A 19,562-nucleotide genomic window follows, 5' to 3' on the forward strand; every position below is an offset into this window, starting at 1 on the left:
ATCATGCAAATCAAAAGAAAAAGACTCTTTTGGTCTCACCCAAAAAAGCCTTCTTTATCCATGAAGGATTTAAAAACCGATTAAGGCAGGTCTCCTGGCTCCCGTTTCATCGACTGCTTACGCCTTCCCCTTGCGAGTGGCTATTGTAAGGTCTCCCCGGTACAGTGGCGGGCCCGCGCCTACGCACAGAATGATTCTCCCATGCTCAGACTTCCCTATTCTCCCCCCGAATGGGCGGCACCTTAATCATGCGTTGGTTCAGTTGATGCTATTATAGCAGTATACGCAAAAATCCGTCAAGCCTCATGCAATATCCACCCATTTTCTTTCCCGGACTTTCGATCTCTATTGAGGTCATCTATCAGTTTAGCAGTTGACTGTTTTTTATCGTAATCTGCCAGCTGTTCACTCCTATTTCTTCCTCCATACAAAACCCGAATAACAGTGATTGTTTTATCTTCCTCATGCCGCGGGATATAAAAGACAATAAAATGATCCGCCGGCATACTGCGAAGCCCCCTGCTGCGCCAAGGTTCTTCTTCGTACAGTTGATATCTCTCCGGCATTTCCTGCAGCTTCATAATAGATTGTTCGATTCTTTCCAACTGTCTGACCGCTGCCTCAGGTGAGAGCAACGTGAACGCTATATATTCGTATATCGCTCTCAAATCGCTGTCCGCTTGCTCGGTAGTAACTATTTTGTATTTCATATCCCATAATCTTTACGGATATCCGCGAACGTTACCGATACAGACTTGGTATTTCCCTGCAGGAAATCCTCATATCCTTTTTCCAGCTTAGCGTTTATTTCCTTTTCACTCATATCGGCAACACTCACAAATTTTTCTGTCGGCAGCTTTACATCAAAAGGTATGCCTTTATGCATAACAACTTGCTTCAGAAAAATATTGACAGCATTGGAAATCGGAATCCCCAGTTCAGTTAATATCGCTTCCGCCTCTTCCTTAAGACCGGGTTCAAGCCTGACATAAATATTCGTTGTTTTCGCCACGTCCACCCCTCCTATACCTATTATATATATTTGTATTTGCAAAAGCAATGCAAATGCTATATTAAGCATAGGTCCGCCATTCAAAAACAGCAATAGCCATACATAAATCGCATATAGATCCGACTTACCGAATAGGAGGTAATCTGGCCGGTCACATAGCGGGAGTAGGCAATGCCGCCGGTCAGGAGAATGGCGTCTACCTTGCCCCGGACGGGTACGGAACCGTTATCGTGGCCTGATGCGTCACCGAGAAGCTCGGCCGAGAGGTTGGCGACGGGATCCTCCAGTCGGCTGCGCCGCCGAGTCATGCTGCCCTTGCGTTCATCATTCCGGCGAGAAACGGAGAGCGTCATCCGCTTCGTAGCCATCCCCGGCCTACTGGGTCCACAATCGCAGAGCAACGGATACACCGGAAAAGAATTTCAGATCCACCTTCGAATCAAACGCGCTAATACACTGATTCTCATACAAAATCAAGGCCAGACTGATCACGTCTCAGCCCATATCGCGATAGCTGTCTGGAACGGGCGACTTCTGCACCCAGTTCCCATTGCGCGGCATCCGCCTCTGCCCATGCCAGCTGCTTGTGCTACTCCCGGTCAGGGGCAAGTCTATAAGAGTGGACGAGTTCACGGAGATCTTTTCGTGAAACAAAAAAACCATAAAGGCACCCATGATTCAGGATGTCGACAAAGCCCACTTTCGAGCCGCAAGGCAAGGAAGTGGGCTTTGTTTAGCAACCGCTAGTTGAAGCAGAGATTTATCCCTCCAAATGGGCCGAACGCAGCATCTCCTCACTAATTTGCTGCAGGCTGGTAACCATCACCGTGATGGACTGCGTCGCATGGCTTTGTTCCTCAGTGATTCTAGCTGTTTGCTGCGTGGTTCTGATCACAGTATCCATGGACGATTGCATCTGTCTCAGAATCCGATCGATATTTTTCGTGGAATCTGTGCTCTGTACGGATAGTTTCCTGACTTCATCCGCCACTACGGCAAAGCTCCGGCCTAAATCCCCTGCCCGCGCCGCTTCAATCGAGGCATTCAGCCCAAGAAGATTAGTCTGGCTGGCAATTTGCCGGATCACATCCAATATATTATTGGTATTGGTTACGTCTTCAAAGGCTTTGCCGGAAAGTTTGGCCACCTCGGACATGCTGGCCGCCAATTCCTGCTGTGAAGCATTTAATTCCTCGATCGACGCGGCAATATTGGTTATCGCATCATTGATCCGCTGCGCCTGGGTCCGAAACAGGCTCTTGCGGTCCTGCGCCTGGACAAAACTAATCACTTTTTTCGCCATACAGCTTACCGACTCGGATGTTGCCTCTCTGGCCGGACTGGCAATGACCGTGACATCAGGCCTCAACAGTTTGCCATACCTGCTGTACAAAACCTTGTCTGGCGCCGTATAGCCTTCATTGCCAATAATATATTCCGCCTGGGACAGGATGCTCTCGATGCTTTCCGCCGTGTCTTCATCGAAAGCGACGACCTGATACTGCAGATGACTGATTTGGTACTGCTGCAGGTATTTTTCGATTACCCCGGCGCCAGCCCGGCTGTTATTAAAAATGATAACCTTTTCGCCTGCAGGAATTTGGGCCACCTGGATAAAGAATACCGCCGGCGGCCGCAGTTCCAGCGCAACAACCTTCTCCTCGCCAAATTTGGCGGTAAACTCCCTTTCCCGGCTGGCATAGCAAATATACATATCACCGGCGCAACTGGCGTATTCCTTGAGAGTGGCTCGTGTGGTGTCCACCAGATCCCCCACTGTGTTGACCACCACATTTTCAAGTTCTTGTGCCAGTGCATCATTACTACCCACTACAATAATCTTTATTTTTGCCAAGATGAAAGCCTCCCACGTTTTCCGCGGCTTGTACGAACTCTATATCCGTTTAATTTCCTTTATTTTTCAAGCAAGCCAACGAGATTTGCGACGGTTTCCTGTTTTTCCAGATTCATAATGCAGTCAATGATTCTCTTTTGCCGTTCAGCCGGCAGTACGCCGTCGGCCAGGGTAGTGAATTTACCGACAAGGTCGTCAAAGCTAAGGGGATTGTCAGAATCGCCTTTGGCATTAACAATCGTTTGCTCATACTCTTTGCCGTCGACTGTTTTCAAAATCAGCTGGCAGCCCCAGTTTTGCGGATAGCGCCCGGTAAAGGCGGAGTCTTCGAATACATCCACTTTTGCGGCTAAAGCCATCAGCGCGTCGTCAGCAATGCGTTCGCCGGTGAACTGCCGGGGCGAGGCGGCGCCGTCGGTCAAAGCAACGGCTACCGTGTAGGGAATGCAAAGCTGCGCCTCCACCACATTCTTGGGCCGTTTGGTGTTAAAGCATTGTTTTACGGCGATATCATAGGTGTTGACGCGGATGCTAGCCACATCTTCCGGGCGGATCCCATACTCCCGGCGCATATGCAGAATCGCGTCTATTGGCGGCTGAGCGCTGCGGCAGCAGGCATAAGGTTTGCGGTCCGCCTTCAGAATATCCCAGCGTTCTCCCAGCTTCTCCGTCACCGCCTCAAACCGGTAGTTAGAAGAAGCCGCCCGAAACAGTCCACCGTCTTCCGCCTCCAGCACATACGCTGGTCCGGTCATGCCACCTTGCGCCAGCAAAGCGGACAAAATCCCGCTTTGGGCCGCCTTGCCCATATACAGCTTTTTGCAGGTTGCGCCGTCCATGGTCAGTGCCCAGAGTCCGCTGGACTGCGTTCCGGCCATGCCCAGCGCGCTGACAGTCTGCGCCTCATCCAGATGCAGCAATTTGCCGGCAGCCGCGGCGGAGCCGAAGGTGCAGCAGACGCCGGTGGCATGCCAGCCCTGCAGCCTGTGAGCCGAGGCGTTGATGCCGGTTCCGATGCGATAGGCGCTTTCATAGCCCATCACAATGGCCGTAAGCAGTTCTTTGCCGCTGGCCTGCCGATATCCCGCCAAAGTAACCGCTGCCGGAATAACGACTGCCCCGGTATGGGTCTTGGAGGTTTTGTGCACGTCGTCCATTTCCACAGCGTGGCTGGTGACGCCGTTCAACAGTGCGGCGGTCAGCAGCGACGCTTTCTCGGACATGCCCCAGATAACGCAGTCTGTTTGCGTGTCCACTGCTGTCAGTTCTTTTGTGGCCCCGACAATTTCCGGGAAATGAACCCCGGCCAGCGAGCAGCCGATGGTATCGATTAAGCATTGCTTCGCCTGGGTTACCACCGGTTCCGGCAGATCAGTGAAGGTGGTCTTGTGGATATATTGCGCCAGTATGCCTGTAAGTGTGTTCATTCTAAAACTCCCCCTTCTGCTTTTCACTCTGTCGGTTTGCGGACAACATCAATGATGCTGCCGTCGCGATATTCGATAACCGCCACGACTTCATCACTTGTCTGAATCGGCTTGGGTTTACCGGTCAAATCATAGGCCATATGCTGCAATTCTTCAATACTCATTACCGGCAGCCCGGTACCCTGTAGATTATTCATCAGATCAGCCCGTCTGGGGTTTATGGCAATGCCCCGCTCGGTAACAACGGCATCCACCGACTCACCGGGGGTCACGACTGTATTCACTTTATCCAGAATCATGGGCAGCCGGCCTCGCAGCAAAGGCGCGACGACAATGGTCAGATTGGCGCCGGCGGCGGCATCCGAGTGTCCGCCGGAAGCCCCCATAATGACGCCGTTGGAATCGGTAATCACGTTGACATTGAAGTCGGTATCGATCTCGGTAGCGCTGAGGATCACCACGTCCAGATTATTGACGATAGGGCCGCCGTTGTGAGGATTGGCATAAAAGGACGCGGACATTTCCTGATGCCGCGGATTGGTTTTCAGGGAATGGATAGAAGGAAGATCAAAATCCTGCACATCAAAGATGGTCTCAATCAGACCTTCCTCCATCATGGACACGAAAGGCGCCGTTATGCCGCCAATGCCGAAGCTGGCGACAATGCCCCGGGCAATCATCTTCTCCTTGATGAATTTAGCGGCTGCCAGCGAAGCGCCGCCGCTGCCCAGCTGCAGCGAATAGCCGTTCTTAAAGCAGCCTGAATGCTCAATGATGCCGGTGGCATATTCGGCGATCAGCAGTTCTCTCGGGTCGCGGCTAATGCGCAGCGCTCCGGAAGCGATGCCCTTAGGGTCGCCGATACTCTCCAGTTTCACAATATAATCCACCTGGGTTTGGGGAATGCTGACCTGCTGCAACGGATGAGCCACAAGATTGTCGGTCAGAGCCACTACCGTATCGGCATAAGCCGCATCCACCATGGCATATCCCAGGGAGCCGCAAGCCGACCGGCCCTCAACCCCGTTGATATTGCCGTAGGCATCGCAGCAGGGGGCGCCAATAAAGGCAACGTCAATATGAAGTTCGCCGCATTCAATGGCCCGCGCCCGGCCACCGTGGGACCGGATCAGCACCGGTTTCGCCAGCTTTCCCGCCGTCATCAGCCGGCCAAGTTTTCCCCTGGCCCCGCTGGTTTCGATGGCGATAATGATCCCCTGTTCAATAAACGGGATAATGGCATCGTTGACATCATTCAAAGAACTTGGCGCCAGTGTCAGCCCCTTGATATTCCTGCGGGCAATTGCCTCGATGACCGAATTCAGCACATAATCCCCGTTGCGGAAATGATGATGAAAGGAGATCGTCATACCGTCCCGCAAGCCGGAGGCATCGATAGCCCGTTCGATTGATGGAAGCACCTTATCTGAGTGAGGTTTGTTAAAACGGACTTTAGCCCCCGCCCGGCGGCCTTCAGGCTGAACAGCGAAAGGGCCGGCATAGGGGAGTGTTGCCTGGCCGTTTATCGTCTCAGGCAGCACTCTTTTCACTGTATTTATCACATCAATACCCTCTCTCCTATTTTTTTACCGCCTGGGCGTAAGCCAGCACCCGCTGGGCCCTGATCACAATTGGGCTATCAATCATTTTGCCGTCGAGAGCAATGACACCGGATTTTTTCTCCAGGGCTTCCCGATAAGCGGTCAGTACCCGTCTGGCATGGGCCACTTCCTGCTCGGAAGGCTGAAAGACCCGATGCATCAACTGCACCTGACGCGGATTAATCACCGACTTGCCGTCAAAACCCAGGCCTTTAATCCGGGTCGCCTCGGCAATAAATGTTTCCTCGTCATTCACATCAGAAAACACCGTATCAATTGCCTGGATGCCTGCCTCACGGGCCGCCAGCACCAGTTGGGATCGGGCCTCGAATAGTTCCCAGCCTTCCTTGCTGCGGGTAGTTTTAAGATCTGCAATGAAATCCTCTCCGCCAATGGCGATAAACGCCATACGAGGGGACGCGCTGGCAATAGCGTAGGCCTGCCGCAATCCCTTGGCGGTTTCAATCGCGGCTCCCATCTGAATCGTACCGGGGGCGAAATTATGTTTAGATTCGGCTTCCGAAATGATTTCATCCACATCCTTGATCTCTTGCGCCGCTTCAGCCTTCGGCAGCCGAATCAGGTCCGGTTTGGCCGGCAGCACCTGCCGCAAATCCTCCCGTCCGAAGGGGGTCAGGATGTGATTAACCCGGACCGCCACTTCACAGGGATAGCGAAGGTCCCGGATGGCTTGATACACCAAATGCCTGGCCGCGTCTTTCTCCGTTACCGCTACGGCATCTTCCAGATCGAATATAACGGAATCCGCACCGTAGATGCCTGCGGTTTGCAGTTTGCCGGGATTATTCCCCGGCACAAACATCATACTCCGCCGCAACCTCTCCATTTAATCGCCTCCTTTTGCCGCCCGTCCGGCGGCAGTCCGTACCCGGGCGCGAATGGTGCAGTCCAGAGCACCCTTGTCAGTGGCCTGCACCCGGGCATCGTTCACGTCCAGCGTTGTCAGAGTTTCGGTGATCACCTCGCGAATACGGTCGCCGAATTGCTTGATGACCGGACTGATTAATTCAATGGCAATGCCTTCTCCCGCGGCGCCGGGAGATACTGTGATCAGTATGTCGTTGGATTCCAGTGTGCCAGACCGGCCTATTTGTGCGATCTGTGTCATGTCCGTGTCCTCCATATTCATATAACAATATCCGGTTGGAACGCAGCAGCCTGTCGGCCGGGGATTACCCGGCGTAATAATTGATCAGGCTTCCCGCCAGAAGAATATCCCGGTCGTCCCGGGACAGTGACTCCAGCCGGAGTTCCAGGGAAGACTTGCCCGCCTGATTGATTACCAGGGCTTCCACTTTTTCCGCGTCTGAGCTGATAGCCTGACGGATTCCCGGAATGAAGATCACGTCATGGACTGCCAGCTTGTCCTGATCTTTGGCCGCAACGGTAAAGGGAATCATGCCCCAGTTGATTAAATTGCTGCGATAGCGCTTGGTGGCATATTCCACGGCAATATTGGCGTCGCTGCCCAGGACTCTCTGACAGGACGCGGCCTGCTCCCGGGCCGATCCGTCCCCTGGCTTAAGGGCGAAGATTACGCTGCCCAGCCCGGTATCCCGCAGTAATTTTTGCCACGCCGCATCGCTGTACTCTGCAGCCGGTAAAGCCGAGCGAAAATAGGCGTCAACCTCAGGCGCCGGATTATCAGCCGTGCTTTGACGCTTTTGTTCCATCGCCTGTATCGCTTTGGCCCGCGTTACATAGGACGGGTCTTTTCTTGACAGGGTAAACTCCGCCAGCTTGTACGGATTGGAACGGAAGGACGATGTTTCGCCGGAGGGAATCAGTTCATCAGTAGTGGTTACCGGATCACGGATCACGGCGGCAACCGCAAGCAGCAGATTTTCCGGCAGGCGGCGGATGGCCGGCCAGCTGGCAATATTGGGCCCGAAAACCAGTTCCTCCGCCGGTTTTGCTTGGCCAAAGCCTTGATAAACACGGTTTTCGTAGACCTTCTGATTGAAATGATAGGCTGGCGGTGCGAATTCCATCTGGACTTCCGTCGCCGGGGTCAGTATGCCGCTATTGCGGGCGGTAGCAGCGATGGAACGGGCATCCATCAGAGCGACGGCGGCAATCTGCTCGTTATCCGGCTTGGAGCCTTCCCGATGGGGGAAATTCCGGGTGGTATGACGAATGCTCAGCCCGTTGTTGGCGGGAACATCGCCGGCGCCAAAGCAGGGGCCGCAAAAGGCGGAACGGATCGTCGCGCCGGCCAGCATCAGTTTCTCCAGCATGCGGTTGCCGCTCAAGGCCAGGCTAACCGGCTGGCTGGCAGGATACACACTCAGCGCGAAGGCATCGGCGCCGACAGACTGCCCATCGAGAATCCCGGCCATGGCTGCAATATTCTCAAATGTGCCGCCGGCGCAGCCGGCGACAACCCCCTGGTCGACCTTCAGGCGGCCCTTGGCCAGCTTATGGGTCAGGTTAAACCGCAGGTCGGGATTTTCCAGCTGCTTTTGCCCTTCTTTCTCTACCTGCCGCAAAATATCCGCCGCATTCTGATTCAGTTCCTCAATCGACCAGACATTGCTCGGATGGAAAGGCAGGGCGATCATTGGCTTTATCTTGTCCAGCTCGACCTGGATCAGACCGTCATAATAGCTTACATCACCCGGCTCCAGCCTGCGGTAACCGTCAGGGCGGCCATGAATGCGATAATACTCGGCGACCGCTTCATCGGTGCGCCAAATGGATGAGAGGCAGGTTGTTTCCGTAGTCATCACATCGATGCCGTTTCTAAAGTCCACCGTAAGGTTATCGATCCCGGGCCCGACGAACTCCAGCACCTTATTCTTAACAAACCCCGACTTGAACACCGCGCCGATAACCGCCAGGGCGACATCCTGGGGGCCGACTCCCGCAGCCGGAGCCCCTGACAGATAGATGGCAACCACATCGGGGTAAGCAATGTCGTAGGTCCGTTTCAGCAACTGCTTAACCAGCTCGCCGCCGCCTTCGCCGATCCCCATTGTGCCAAGGGCGCCATAGCGGGTGTGGCTGTCCGAGCCCAGAATCATTTTGCCGCAGCCGGTCATCATTTCCCGCATATACTGATGAATAACCGCCTGATGCGTCGGCACAAAAATACCGCCGAATTTTTTCGCGGCCGACAGACCGAACACATGGTCATCTTCGTTAATGGTTCCGCCAACAGCGCAAAGGCTGTTGTGGCAATTGGTCAGAACATAAGGAATCGAGAACTCTTTCATGCCGCTGGCGCAAGCTGTTTGCACGATGCCGACATAGGTTATATCATGAGAGGTCAGTGCATCAAAGCGAAGTTTCAGCTTGCTCTGTTCACCGGAAACATTATGGCTGTTTAAAATCCGCCAGGCAATGGTTCCCTTGCGGGCCTCATCCTTATCGACGGCGGTCTCGGGCAGAGGGCAACAGCCGGCGTTTGCCATGCGCCGGTTTGCTTCAGCCATATTGACCGGCTGCATATCGTCCATCATCACCCGGCCCTTTAGCAAATATACTCCGTTTTGTCTTACATGCACCATATCATGATCTCCGTTTCTTTTAAAATAATTTGCCGTTTGACTTAAAAGGGAATGACGCCCAGGACGAAATACAACATAACCACATAGATAACAAACAAGCCAATCGCCCACTTTGCAGTCTTAATCTGCCACTCAACCATATTAACTTCCGTCATCTGCAACAGCACATAGATGGATGCCACCGTTGGGCTTAACAGCCTGAATGCCTGCCCGCACAGGGAGGCCAAGCCGATCTGCAGGGTGGTAAAGCCGTAGGTCGCCCCCGTTTCGGCAAACACGGGAACGATCCCGAAGTAAAAAGCGTCGTTGGAGGAGACAAAAAGCAATGGGACGCTCACCAGCGAAACGAAAAACGCAAAATGAGAACCCATTTGTTCCGGAATCAAAGAAATAAGATGAGTGGCAATGGCTGACGCCATTTTAGATTCGGCTAAAATGCCCATAAAGATCCCGGCCGCAAAAACCAGCGAAGCCACCGGCAGCACATCAGACGCCACATCCTCAATCAGCGTTCTTTGCTCTTTGATACTATAGTTAACGACTAAGGCAATAGCGGTCGCAATAGCGAACATCACTGCCGGAGGATAAATATCCAATACCAGCGAGGCAACAATGAAGATTGTCATGGCCCAGTTAAAGAGCATGGTCTTGGGCCTCTTGTACTCTTCATTTCTTGCTGTCGCATCTTTAATTAATGCCGTAATTTCCTCTTCGCTCATGTGGACAGGACCAATTCGTTTTCTTTCCTGACGGCCCATAATATAGGCTACGATGATGACATACACTGCTGCAACTGCCAGGCAGGGATAAAAAGGTGTCATTACTTCCGCCGCATCTAATTTAAGGGCGGCCAGCAGCCGGGCCGTAGGTCCGCCCCATGGCAAAATATTCGGGACAGAATTTGCCATCAGTGTAATGCAGGCTAAATTTAACGTATTAATACCCATCTTTCTATAGATAGGCACCAATGCCGAGCAGACGATAATAAAGGTAGTAACGCTATCGCCATCTAGGGAAATACTTAATCCTAAGACGGCAGTACCGACCAGCAGCTTTACCGGGTCGCCTTTAATAAACCGAACCGTTTTGTCTACTAAAGGGTCAAACATACCGGCGGCAATCATCACGCAAAAATACATAACAGCAAAGATCATCAACGCACCGGTGGGCGCCACTCCTTTAAGGCCTTTCAGCGCATAGTCGCCTAATTCGCCGCCCATGCCGCCGAGCAAGCCCATGGCGACAGGAACAATAATCAGGGAAACAAAGGCAGACAACTTTTTCCCCATCAGCAATGCCATAAAAATGGCAATGGTAAGGTAGCCTAACAAAGCTAATGACATGGACATGGTAGAACCTCCCCATCTTTCATATGTTAGTAATCATGACTGTAGCAGAAGAACTGATTCTCTTAGCTCACTAAACTTACTAAGCTTCTTTGAAGTGGTGTAAACGATAAATAAGCAGCTTGCCATTATACCACAGGAATGTTCAAGAGCACCTTCCTTCCGGTTATCCATTTTCCCCGCAATCGGCCGAAGCGGACTCATTACAGTGACATTATAGAAAATTTCAGAAAATATTTATAATACAAATATCCAATCATATGCATCAGGAATTTCAATATCTCAATCGCGATGACAAAAAAACTGCCCAACCGGCGCATATGCCGATCGGGCAGAGCAATCTTAATCTTATAGCGAATACACATCGATGGATTTTACAAAATCAACAAATGTTTTTATCAGTGCAATTTGTAATTTATCTTCATAATAGAACATCCAGGTCCGCCGTACCAAAGGCATGCCTGCACGGTCAAACATTTGTATCTTATATACCTGATCCTCCGCATCCAGAATCCCGCTGGGCAAAAACGCATATCCCAAGTTTTTCAGAACCATTTCCTTGCATGAATCAATTCTGTCGACGTTCATCCCGATATGCGGTGGTCTGTGAAAATTGTCTTTCCACCAATTATCCAATACATCGCGCACAGCTTTGTTGCTGATGTAGTCAATCCGGGGCTTCTCAGGAAGCTGCTCACAACTGATTTTCCAGGCAGAAACAATATACATATTTTCTTCAAACAACAATTCCTTTTTATCAGACCAGCCATATTCCCCGCGAATAAACCCGACATCAATGTCATGATTATAAACCAAATCAACGATTCTACCGCTCAGGTTAGTGACTACTTTAAATTCAACCTCAGGATACCGCTCTTGAAATCGCCTTAAGAGTTCCGGCAGCTTGTGCCTGGTGAAAAAATTAGACGCCCCCAGTTTTAACAAGCCTTTCACTTCATTTTTCAGTGTCCGGACTGTACCCTCAATAGTATGCATTTTTTGCAGCATTTCCTTGGAGCATTCGGCCAGGTATGCGCCTTCCGGCGTAAAATAAACTCCCTTTTTACCGCGTACAACGATTTGCACATCAAACCGGTCTTCGATCTGCTGGAGGCGGCTGGTCAACGTGGGCTGCGAAATGAATAACGCTTCGGCAGTTCTGGTAATATTCTTCTTTTGATGTAAGGTTTGTAAGATAATCCAATCTCGCTCATCCATTGTCAATCTCCATATTTTACAGTTATTCCGCATCTATTTTCGCTAGCGCTGCATTAAAATTTTCCGCCAATATTTGCATACAATAAAAGTAAGTATGATTTTTTCAATAAATCAATGTTGTGATATTGAAATCAATCAATTCTTATTATAATAAATATACGGAAATTGTCAAAAGATGTCCAACCTCAGGTTATGACTATCATGCGGACCATAAAAGCTGTTTTAGCGTGTATAGCACCAAAACAGCCTTTTATCAATACATCCGACTCTCCTCCTGATTGCTCATCACCCGATAAGCCCCTTCAGCCAAAGCCTGCATTTCATTTTCGCCGGGAATGACCACGACCGGGGCGATGAATTCCACATAAGAGGTAATCTGGTCGGTCACATAGCGGGAGTAGGCAATGCCGCCGGTCAGGAGAATGGCGTCTACCTTGCCCCGGACGGGTACGGCTGCCGCGCCGATGCCCCGGGCTATCTGATAGATCATGGCGTCATAGACAAGGGCTGCATGCCGGTCACCGGCCTGGATTCTCTTCTCGATCTCCCTGGCGTCCTGGGTCCCCAGGTGGGCCACCAGCCCTCCCCTGCCGGCCAGCAGTTTGGCTACTTTGTCCTTGGTCAGACCGTTGCTTACTACATATTCTACAAAGGCAGCCACCTGGACCGTGCCGGCCCGTTCCGGCGAAAAAGGTCCGTCCCCGTCCAGGGCGTTATTGACCTCCACCACCTGGCCATGCTGATGACATCCCACCGAGATGCCGCCGCCTAAGTGGGCTACAATCAGGTTCAGATCTTCATAGCTGCGCTGAATGGAAGCCGCATAGCGCTTGGCCACGGCTTTTTGGTTCAGAGCGTGGAATATGCTGCGTTTGGGGGCTTCCGGCCTGCCGGTAATGCGGGCTATCGGGGCTAATTCGTCTACTACCACCGGATCTACTACCAAAGCCGGCAGATTGGCTTCTTTGGCAATGGCAGCGGCAATCACCGCTCCCAGATTGGAGGCATGCAAACCGTAAGTCCCTGCCTTCAGATCGTCCAGCATCTTCTCATTGACCTGATATGTACCGCCCGGTATAGGGCGCAACAGGCCACCTCTGCCCACAATGGCGCTCAGTCTGGCGGGAACCATATTGTGCGCTTGCAAAAATCGTTTGACTGCCTCGGTCCGGTACTCCAACTGATCCATGATGCCGTGGAATTTTTCCAGTTCAGCCGCGCTGTGACTCAGGCTTTCAGTCGCCACTTCTTTCGTGTCCTCGTAAAGTGCCACTTTGGTGGAAGTAGATCCCGGATTGATGACTAAAAACATAAAGCCCATATTTTCTCCTCCATTTAATTAAAATTTTTACTTTTGCGGCTATTTTTTTATTGATAATAGGTGGATTGCGATTGAAAATTGGACAGCGTGTGGTATAATAACAATTGCGGCAACGGAGTAGTGGGGCTTGTAGGTGGGTTGGGGAACCCCTTGCAGGCTGGGGGTGACTCCGTTGCTCGGAATAGTACGCTCTCGGGAAACCGGGAGCTTTTTATTTTACGCAAAATTGATTTACAGGTGTATTTTTGTTACTTTACAGGAAAAATAATTTCAAAGAGTTATAATCGAAAGGAAAGTGCCCACGATGACCCCGGAGCAAATCATTACCACCATATCAGCCCTCATTGCCCTTTTTCTCCTGATTTTTACCGTAGACTGGCATTATTTCCGGGATTGGATCGCTCTCTTCCTGTATCAGGGCCTGCTGGATTTCATCTGGGGAAGCCCGGTGGTCAGCCTGAAGCTGATCGAATATCCCGTCCGGCTTCTGCCCCATTACTATGAAACCAGTATTCTCTTCGAACTCTGGATTCTCCCGGTACTATGCATTTTATACAATCAAATTACCCGCCAGCGGGGTATCGCCGCTGTGATAGGTTATGCCCTGGCCTTCAGCGCGGGACTCACTGCGGCGGAATATATTATAGAAATAAATACTAATTTGATTCGCTATATCGACTGGAGCTGGTTTACCAGCTTTTACACCTTAACGATTGTCTTTTTATTATCCCGGCTGTTCCTGGCCTTCTTTGGCTGGGGGTGCCAACGGTTTGACGGCAGAAAGGTCCGGGGATACCGCTGATTCTTTTTCAAAGAGAAAAACGCTAACGCCGCATTCGCCGTTTGTCCATCATAATATTGAACTGCAGATGTTTCTCCAGCAGTTTTTTCTGCAGCGCCTGGGCCTGAAGGCCTGATTCAGTGTCCTGACGGCACTTGGCCAGCAGCTTTTCCAGATGAAGAATCTCCCGCCGGAGTTCCATTTCCTGCGGCATGAGGCCGTTATTTTTCAGGACTCTGTAGGCCATCCGCAGTTCAGGCGGAACCTGGCGGCAGTCGTCGTCAGCCAGCGGCTTGCCCTGGCCCGGCAGGTTATCCAGTTCCCCGTTTTCGATAGCCTGCTGAATCCTTTCTTCCGCCAGTTTAAATAATGCGTCCATAGCGACCGCCTTCCCCTTTAGAAAAATCACTATTGATAATGTATCATATTCTCAGAAGAATTTGAATCAAAAAGACAAGTTCAAATTCCTGTCTTACAAGAAAAAACGGTTCCCGGTTAATGATATGCCGGTTACCGTTTTTTCTTTCAGGCTGTTGTTCCACGACAGCCCGGGTCATCGCCAGATTGCGGGCAATCAGGCTTAGACGGCTGTCATTACTTGTTCAATAGGCTGTGTTTGTATCCATAAAACAGATAGACAAAGATGCCGATGGCCGCCCAAGCGATAAAGCGCACCCAGGTTTCCCAGGGCAAATTGATCATCAGGTAAGTGCAGGAGATAACTGCCAGCGGCGCCACCAGCTTAACCGCCGGGCAGCGGAAGGGACGCGGAAGATCAGGACGGGTGTAGCGCAGCACCAGTACGCCCAGTGAAGTCAGAACGAAGGCAAACAATGTGCCGATGTTCGTAAGTTCGGCAATGAGGCCGATAGGCAGTAAACCGGAGATTAAAGCGACCGCTACGCCGGCAATGATCGTGATGGCATAAGGAGTACCGAAACGGGGATGTACCTTGCTGATGGCGGACGGCAGCAGCCCATCCCGTGACATAACGAAGAAAATCCGGCTTTGTCCGTACATCAGCACCAGCAGCACAGTGGTAATACCGGCAATGGCGCCGGTCGCAACCAATGCCGAGCCGATATTAAACCCGATCGCCCGGAGCGCATAGGCTACCGGTTCGGCGTTATCCAGCTGAGTATAAGGTACGACCCCGGTCAGCACAGCTGCTACCGCGATATAGAGCAGGGTGCAGACTACCAGGGAACCGATAATGCCAATCGGTAAATCACGATTGGGGTTTCTCGTTTCTTCCGCCGCAGTGGCAACAGCGTCAAAACCGATGTAAGCGAAAAAGATAATCGCCGCGCCGGTGGCCACGCCGGAGAAACCATAGGGCAGGAACGGCGACCAGTTGGCCGGATTGACCTTAGGCACAGCCAGCGCCAGGAAAATAAACACGGCGGCCAATTTGATTATCACCAGAACTTTGTTTACCGTTGCGCTTTCCCGGGTCCCCCTGACCAGCAAGAAAGTAAGGAACAGCACGATGAATACCGCCGGCAGATTGATAATACCGCCGTCAGCGGGAACCGCCGTAAGGGCGTGGGGCAGATTGATACCGCCTGCTTTCAATAAGCCGACCATATAAGCCGACCAGCCGGCAGCAACGGCGCTTGATCCTACCGAATATTCCAGCACCAAATCCCACCCTACGATCCAGGCGACGACCTCACCTAAAGCGGCATAAGAGTAGGTGTAAGCGCTGCCGGCTACCGGAACCATGGCTGCCAGTTCGGCATAGGCCAAAGCGGCAAACACACAGGCCAGACCGGATAACACAAAGGATAGCATGATGCCGGGACCGGCGAATTTGGCAGCCGCCACCCCGGTTAGTACGAAGATGCCGGTCCCGATGATACAGCCGATGCCAAACAGAACTAAGTCAGCCGCCCCCAGGGTTTTTCTCAGTCCTTTTTCCGACGCAACGGTTAACAGGGAACTAATACTGCGAGTACGAAACAGATTCAACTTAATCTCCTCCTTTTCTTTTTGGTAATAGTCTCGCGAAAACCCGAGATTTTTAACAGTTCAAGGGTTTGTGCCCTTGGACTTTCTTATTTTTCCGCCAAGATCTTGATAGGACTGCCAATTAGATAAATTGAATAATTTGGAATAATCTATAAATTATTTACAGTGTAGCACAATTCGTCTTCATTGAAAAGACATTTTTGTCTTTCCCCTGTTGACATCTATTAAATTATATTCTCATTTGTGATGCGTCATGATTAAAATCGCATACCCTCTATCCGCCAAAGTTTCTATAGTCGTTGCCATGTTTTCAGCATTTTTGGGCAATCCACAATAAAAAACAATGAAGAATATATGTGTTCTCAAGAAGGACAATTGTAAAGTTTCAATTCCATCAGTACGGGACAGATCAAAAGATCCCGGAAAAATTACAGTGTTGCCAGCACGAGATAATAAATCAAAAGAAAAAAGACCCGCGGTACACGGATCTCTGTCAACTTCGACTCATTGCATATCTTGTTTGTCTGACCACACGGTTCAGGCATCTCCCGGTTAGACCGGCCAAAAATAATGAACTGCTTTGTAGACTAACGCTCCGGTTATAGCGCTCAAAGGAATGGTCAGAACCCAGGCAAAAACCATTTGCCGGGCCACGCCCCAGCGGACAGCTGACAGCCGTTTTACCGATCCTACACCCATGATGGAGCCGGAGACTACATGGGTGGTGCTGACTGGCAGATGAAAATGGGTCGCGCTCAGTATGACCAGGGCCGAATTGAGATCAGCAGCAAACCCGTTAATCGGTTCGAGTTTAGATATTTTGCCGCCCATAGTCTTAATGATTTTCCAGCCGCCAACAGCAGTCCCCATCGCCATAGCGCCGGCGCAGACGAGTTTCACCCAGGTAGGAACTTCAAAGGTTGAAATCTGGCCGGCGCTCAGGAGAGCCAGAGTAATGATCCCCATGGCCTTTTGCGCATCATTGGCCCCGTGGGAAAAGGACATTAAGCCGGCCGAAAAAAGTTGGAACCGTTTGAAGCCGAAATTGACGACCGACGGCGACTGCCGGCCGAAAATCCACAATAAGACCACCATGACCAGATAACCACTGACCAACGCGAGCATCGGCGACAGAATCAAAGACAGCACGATCTTCTCAATGCCGCTCCATTTCAAGGCGTAGGCCCCCTGGCTGCACAGCACAGCCCCGACAATACCCCCAATCAAAGCATGGGAAGAACTGCTGGGAATCCCGTACCACCAGGTAATCAGGTTCCAGGCGATAGCACCGATCAGGGCGGCCACGATCACCTGCTGATTGACTAGATCAGGCGACTGGACAATATCGCTGCCAATGGTCTTGGCCACGCCGGTGCTGTATAAAGCGCCGATAAAGTTCAGACAGGCCGCCATCCAGACAGCATACCGGGGCGGAATGGCCCGAGTGGATACCGAAGTGGCGATGGCGTTGGCTGTGTCATGGAACCCGTTGATATAGTCGAAGACTACTGCCAAGAATACGACCAAATACACCAAATACAGATCAGGCATATTTCAGCACAACCTTTTTCAGTAAATCGGCAATATCCTCCGAGATATCCAGAAGATCTTCAAAATGCTCATAGATTTCTTTCCATTTAATGACCTCAATCGGGTCCCGGCACTCCCGGAACAGCCTGGCCATCTCCCGGCGATACACCACGTCCCCCTCGGCCTCGATGGCGGCCATCCGCTTACAGCGAACTTCCAGCTTGAGCTGGTTCTTCTTCAGATCTGCCAGATAGGCGCAGGATTTTTCGATCTGCTTGGCCGCTTTAAGGATCTGTTCGGCTAGTTCCAAAGCTCCTGATGGCAGGGGACCGGCATTATATAAATGCAGGCGTTCGATAATCCGTTTGATCCCATCAACAAAATCGTCCAGCTTCTGGGTCAGGGTATAGATATCTTCCCTGTCAAAAGGAGTAATAAACGTTTTTCCCAGCTTTTTTATCACTTTATCCGTAATGCTATCGGCTTCCCGTTCAATACCGTCGATTTGCTCCAGCAAATCCGTCAGCTTCTCCGGGTCCTGGACCGCCTGATAAAACACATCGGTCGCCCGATGCACCAACTCGCCCTGCCCCGATAAAAACTGATAGAACTTTTCCTCTTTTGGCTTGATATGAAATGCCACGTCTACTCCTCCAAAAATTAACAATCCTTAACACGTTTTTAATCAAAAGTTAACATTCCCTGATTGATTATACCATAATCAATCAGAAAAAGAATAATGGAAAACAATTGTTAGGGCATAAAAAAACCATTCCGCCGTAAGGGCAAAATGGTTCGCAGAATGTCGCCGGAAGGATGAACTAGTGCATTTCAACAGCCATGGACGCAGCAGGCTGAGACTGTTTCGGCTCAACAGCGCTGTTTTCCTGATGTTTTTCTTCCTGCCTCTTGTCATACAGATATTCCAGATGGAGAAACAAAACCGTACAGACTACCGAAAAAAAGGTCGTCGCCACATCGGTCACAATGCCGCTGAACATCGCCAGATCAGGAACTCTGGCGAAAACCATCGGGATGCGGGATAAAACATAGCTTATCCCTTGGGTGATAATCACGATGCCTCCCCCAAACAGCAGCAAAAAGCCAAAAATTTTCTCCCAGCGTCCCCGGACCAGGGATGCGCTGTATTCCAGAGCTGACTTGCCGCTCATTTCCCGCAGCACCACCACCTGGATGGCAAAGGCATAATTCACGGCCCAGATAACCCCCGGAAAAACAAACAACAGCAGAAATCCCAAAATAATCAATCCCTGCAGCACATTGGTCTGCAGGCAGATTTTCCAGTGAGAGAAGGCACGGCCCATCGCGTTGAGCCAGCTGACATCGTTGCCAAGCAAGGTGTCCTCCACCACCACGGCGATTCCCATGGATGCCAGGGCCCAGAATAAAAATTCTACAATTACGGAAGCGCGATAATATATTTCCAGATCGGTAAAGCAATGCAAAAAGCTTTCCAATATCATCAGAAGTCCGTTCATCGGTATGTAAAACAACATCATTATTATCAAAATCGATTTAAACTGAGAAGTAAACACCGACCAGCTGATTTGCCATATTTCATTGCGGTCGTATTCCCTGATCGTTTCCTGGTACTGGTTCATGTTCCCTGCTCCTTTCTGTTGCTCCCGAATTGCCCTTTCCCTCTGGTCGACCAAAAAATTCTTTGCCAAATCATGTTACAATTTAAATTTCTAACCTAAATTGTAACATTTTACACTATTGCTTGACAATTAGACATGAGTCCCCTATTTTTTTAATTTCAGCCGTATGAACGACAAAATTCGATCTAATCACACATTTTAACAAATTTAAATTCCGGATCTCTTTCTTCCAAGAGATCGCAACTCCATTCATCTGGGATATTCTTCTTGTACCTCAGCCATATTTTGTGCTATGATTTCTATGATTAATCAATTGATTAACAAATTTTTCGGCATTGCTTCCACACA

18 protein-coding genes and 1 riboswitch are annotated in these 19,562 nt (G+C 50.8%); of the genes, 1 reads left to right on the forward strand and 17 read right to left on the reverse strand.

Features of this window, described 5'->3' with window-relative positions; all coding sequences use genetic code 11:
* Window positions 1-67: 67 nt before the first annotated feature.
* A riboswitch (cobalamin riboswitch) is annotated at window positions 68-260 on the reverse strand.
* Window positions 261-296: 36 nt separating this feature from the next.
* The 12 genes from ALO_RS18445 to buk all read right to left on the reverse strand — a co-directional run bounded on the left by ALO_RS18445 (window position 297) and on the right by buk (window position 13,310).
* On the reverse strand, window positions 297-710 hold the full coding sequence (locus tag ALO_RS18445) for a type II toxin-antitoxin system RelE/ParE family toxin (protein WP_004099163.1): 414 nt from the start codon (window positions 708-710) through the stop codon (window positions 297-299).
* Window positions 707-1,012, reverse strand: a complete 306-nt coding sequence (locus tag ALO_RS18450) for a type II toxin-antitoxin system RelB/DinJ family antitoxin (protein ID WP_004099165.1) — start codon at window positions 1,010-1,012, stop codon at window positions 707-709. Before ALO_RS18450 ends, ALO_RS18445 begins: the two co-directional genes overlap by 4 nt.
* 80 nt (window positions 1,013-1,092) lie before the next feature.
* Window positions 1,093-1,380: a hypothetical protein gene (locus ALO_RS18455; RefSeq protein ID WP_139025448.1), complete on the reverse strand. Its 288-nt coding sequence runs from the start codon at window positions 1,378-1,380 to the stop codon at window positions 1,093-1,095.
* Window positions 1,381-1,772: 392 nt separating this feature from the next.
* On the reverse strand, window positions 1,773-2,867 hold the full coding sequence (locus tag ALO_RS21110) for a methyl-accepting chemotaxis protein (protein WP_004099169.1): 1,095 nt from the start codon (window positions 2,865-2,867) through the stop codon (window positions 1,773-1,775).
* A gap of 59 nt (window positions 2,868-2,926) precedes the next feature.
* A complete protein-coding gene (locus tag ALO_RS18465) occupies window positions 2,927-4,294 on the reverse strand; it encodes an MmgE/PrpD family protein (RefSeq protein WP_004099171.1) in 1,368 nt (455 codons plus the stop codon).
* 23 nt (window positions 4,295-4,317) lie between these two features.
* Window positions 4,318-5,856 carry a citrate lyase subunit alpha gene (citF, locus tag ALO_RS18470; RefSeq protein WP_004099177.1) on the reverse strand — a complete coding sequence of 513 codons (1,539 nt, stop codon included), beginning with the start codon at window positions 5,854-5,856 and terminating at the stop codon, window positions 4,318-4,320.
* Window positions 5,857-5,872: 16 nt separating this feature from the next.
* Window positions 5,873-6,742, reverse strand: coding sequence for an aldolase/citrate lyase family protein (locus ALO_RS18475; RefSeq protein ID WP_004099179.1), 870 nt, complete (start codon window positions 6,740-6,742; stop codon window positions 5,873-5,875).
* Entirely contained in the window at window positions 6,743-7,024 is a 282-nt protein-coding gene (gene citD, locus ALO_RS18480) for a citrate lyase acyl carrier protein (RefSeq protein WP_004099180.1), read from the reverse strand.
* Between the two features lie 64 nt (window positions 7,025-7,088).
* Window positions 7,089-9,425, reverse strand: a complete 2,337-nt coding sequence (locus tag ALO_RS18485) for a hydratase (RefSeq protein ID WP_004099181.1) — start codon at window positions 9,423-9,425, stop codon at window positions 7,089-7,091.
* Window positions 9,426-9,466: 41 nt separating this feature from the next.
* The gene (locus ALO_RS18490) at window positions 9,467-10,774 is read right to left on the reverse strand and encodes a CitMHS family transporter (RefSeq protein WP_004099182.1); all 1,308 of its coding nucleotides are present in this window, start codon (window positions 10,772-10,774) and stop codon (window positions 9,467-9,469) included.
* Window positions 10,775-11,119: 345 nt separating this feature from the next.
* The gene (locus ALO_RS18495; protein ID WP_004099184.1) at window positions 11,120-11,989 is read right to left on the reverse strand and encodes a LysR family transcriptional regulator; all 870 of its coding nucleotides are present in this window, start codon (window positions 11,987-11,989) and stop codon (window positions 11,120-11,122) included.
* Window positions 11,990-12,242: 253 nt separating this feature from the next.
* The gene (buk, locus tag ALO_RS18500; RefSeq protein WP_004099185.1) at window positions 12,243-13,310 is read right to left on the reverse strand and encodes a butyrate kinase; all 1,068 of its coding nucleotides are present in this window, start codon (window positions 13,308-13,310) and stop codon (window positions 12,243-12,245) included.
* Window positions 13,311-13,614: 304 nt separating this feature from the next.
* Here buk and ALO_RS18505 point away from each other — a divergent pair, with 304 nt between their 5' ends.
* Entirely contained in the window at window positions 13,615-14,112 is a 498-nt protein-coding gene (locus ALO_RS18505; protein ID WP_004099187.1) for a CBO0543 family protein, read from the forward strand.
* A gap of 22 nt (window positions 14,113-14,134) precedes the next feature.
* Here ALO_RS18505 and ALO_RS18510 read toward each other — a convergent pair whose 3' ends face one another.
* The 5 genes from ALO_RS18510 to ALO_RS18530 all read right to left on the reverse strand — a co-directional run bounded on the left by ALO_RS18510 (window position 14,135) and on the right by ALO_RS18530 (window position 19,214).
* Complete coding sequence (locus ALO_RS18510; protein ID WP_004099189.1) at window positions 14,135-14,470, reverse strand: DnaJ family domain-containing protein; 336 nt, start codon at window positions 14,468-14,470, stop codon at window positions 14,135-14,137.
* 215 nt (window positions 14,471-14,685) lie between these two features.
* Window positions 14,686-16,062 (reverse strand): amino acid permease, encoded by a 1,377-nt coding sequence (locus tag ALO_RS18515; protein ID WP_004099193.1) that lies wholly within the window; start codon window positions 16,060-16,062, stop codon window positions 14,686-14,688.
* Between the two features lie 552 nt (window positions 16,063-16,614).
* Window positions 16,615-17,613, reverse strand: coding sequence for an inorganic phosphate transporter (locus ALO_RS18520; protein ID WP_004099195.1), 999 nt, complete (start codon window positions 17,611-17,613; stop codon window positions 16,615-16,617).
* The gene (locus ALO_RS18525) at window positions 17,606-18,235 is read right to left on the reverse strand and encodes a DUF47 domain-containing protein (protein WP_004099197.1); all 630 of its coding nucleotides are present in this window, start codon (window positions 18,233-18,235) and stop codon (window positions 17,606-17,608) included. The genes ALO_RS18520 and ALO_RS18525 overlap by 8 nt, the downstream gene beginning before the upstream one ends.
* Before the next feature lie 178 nt (window positions 18,236-18,413).
* Complete coding sequence (locus ALO_RS18530; protein ID WP_004099200.1) at window positions 18,414-19,214, reverse strand: glycerophosphoryl diester phosphodiesterase membrane domain-containing protein; 801 nt, start codon at window positions 19,212-19,214, stop codon at window positions 18,414-18,416.
* Window positions 19,215-19,562 lie beyond the last annotated feature (348 nt).

The sequence above is a fragment of the Acetonema longum DSM 6540 genome (assembly GCF_000219125.1).
Classification (GTDB): domain Bacteria; phylum Bacillota; class Negativicutes; order Sporomusales; family Acetonemataceae; genus Acetonema; species Acetonema longum.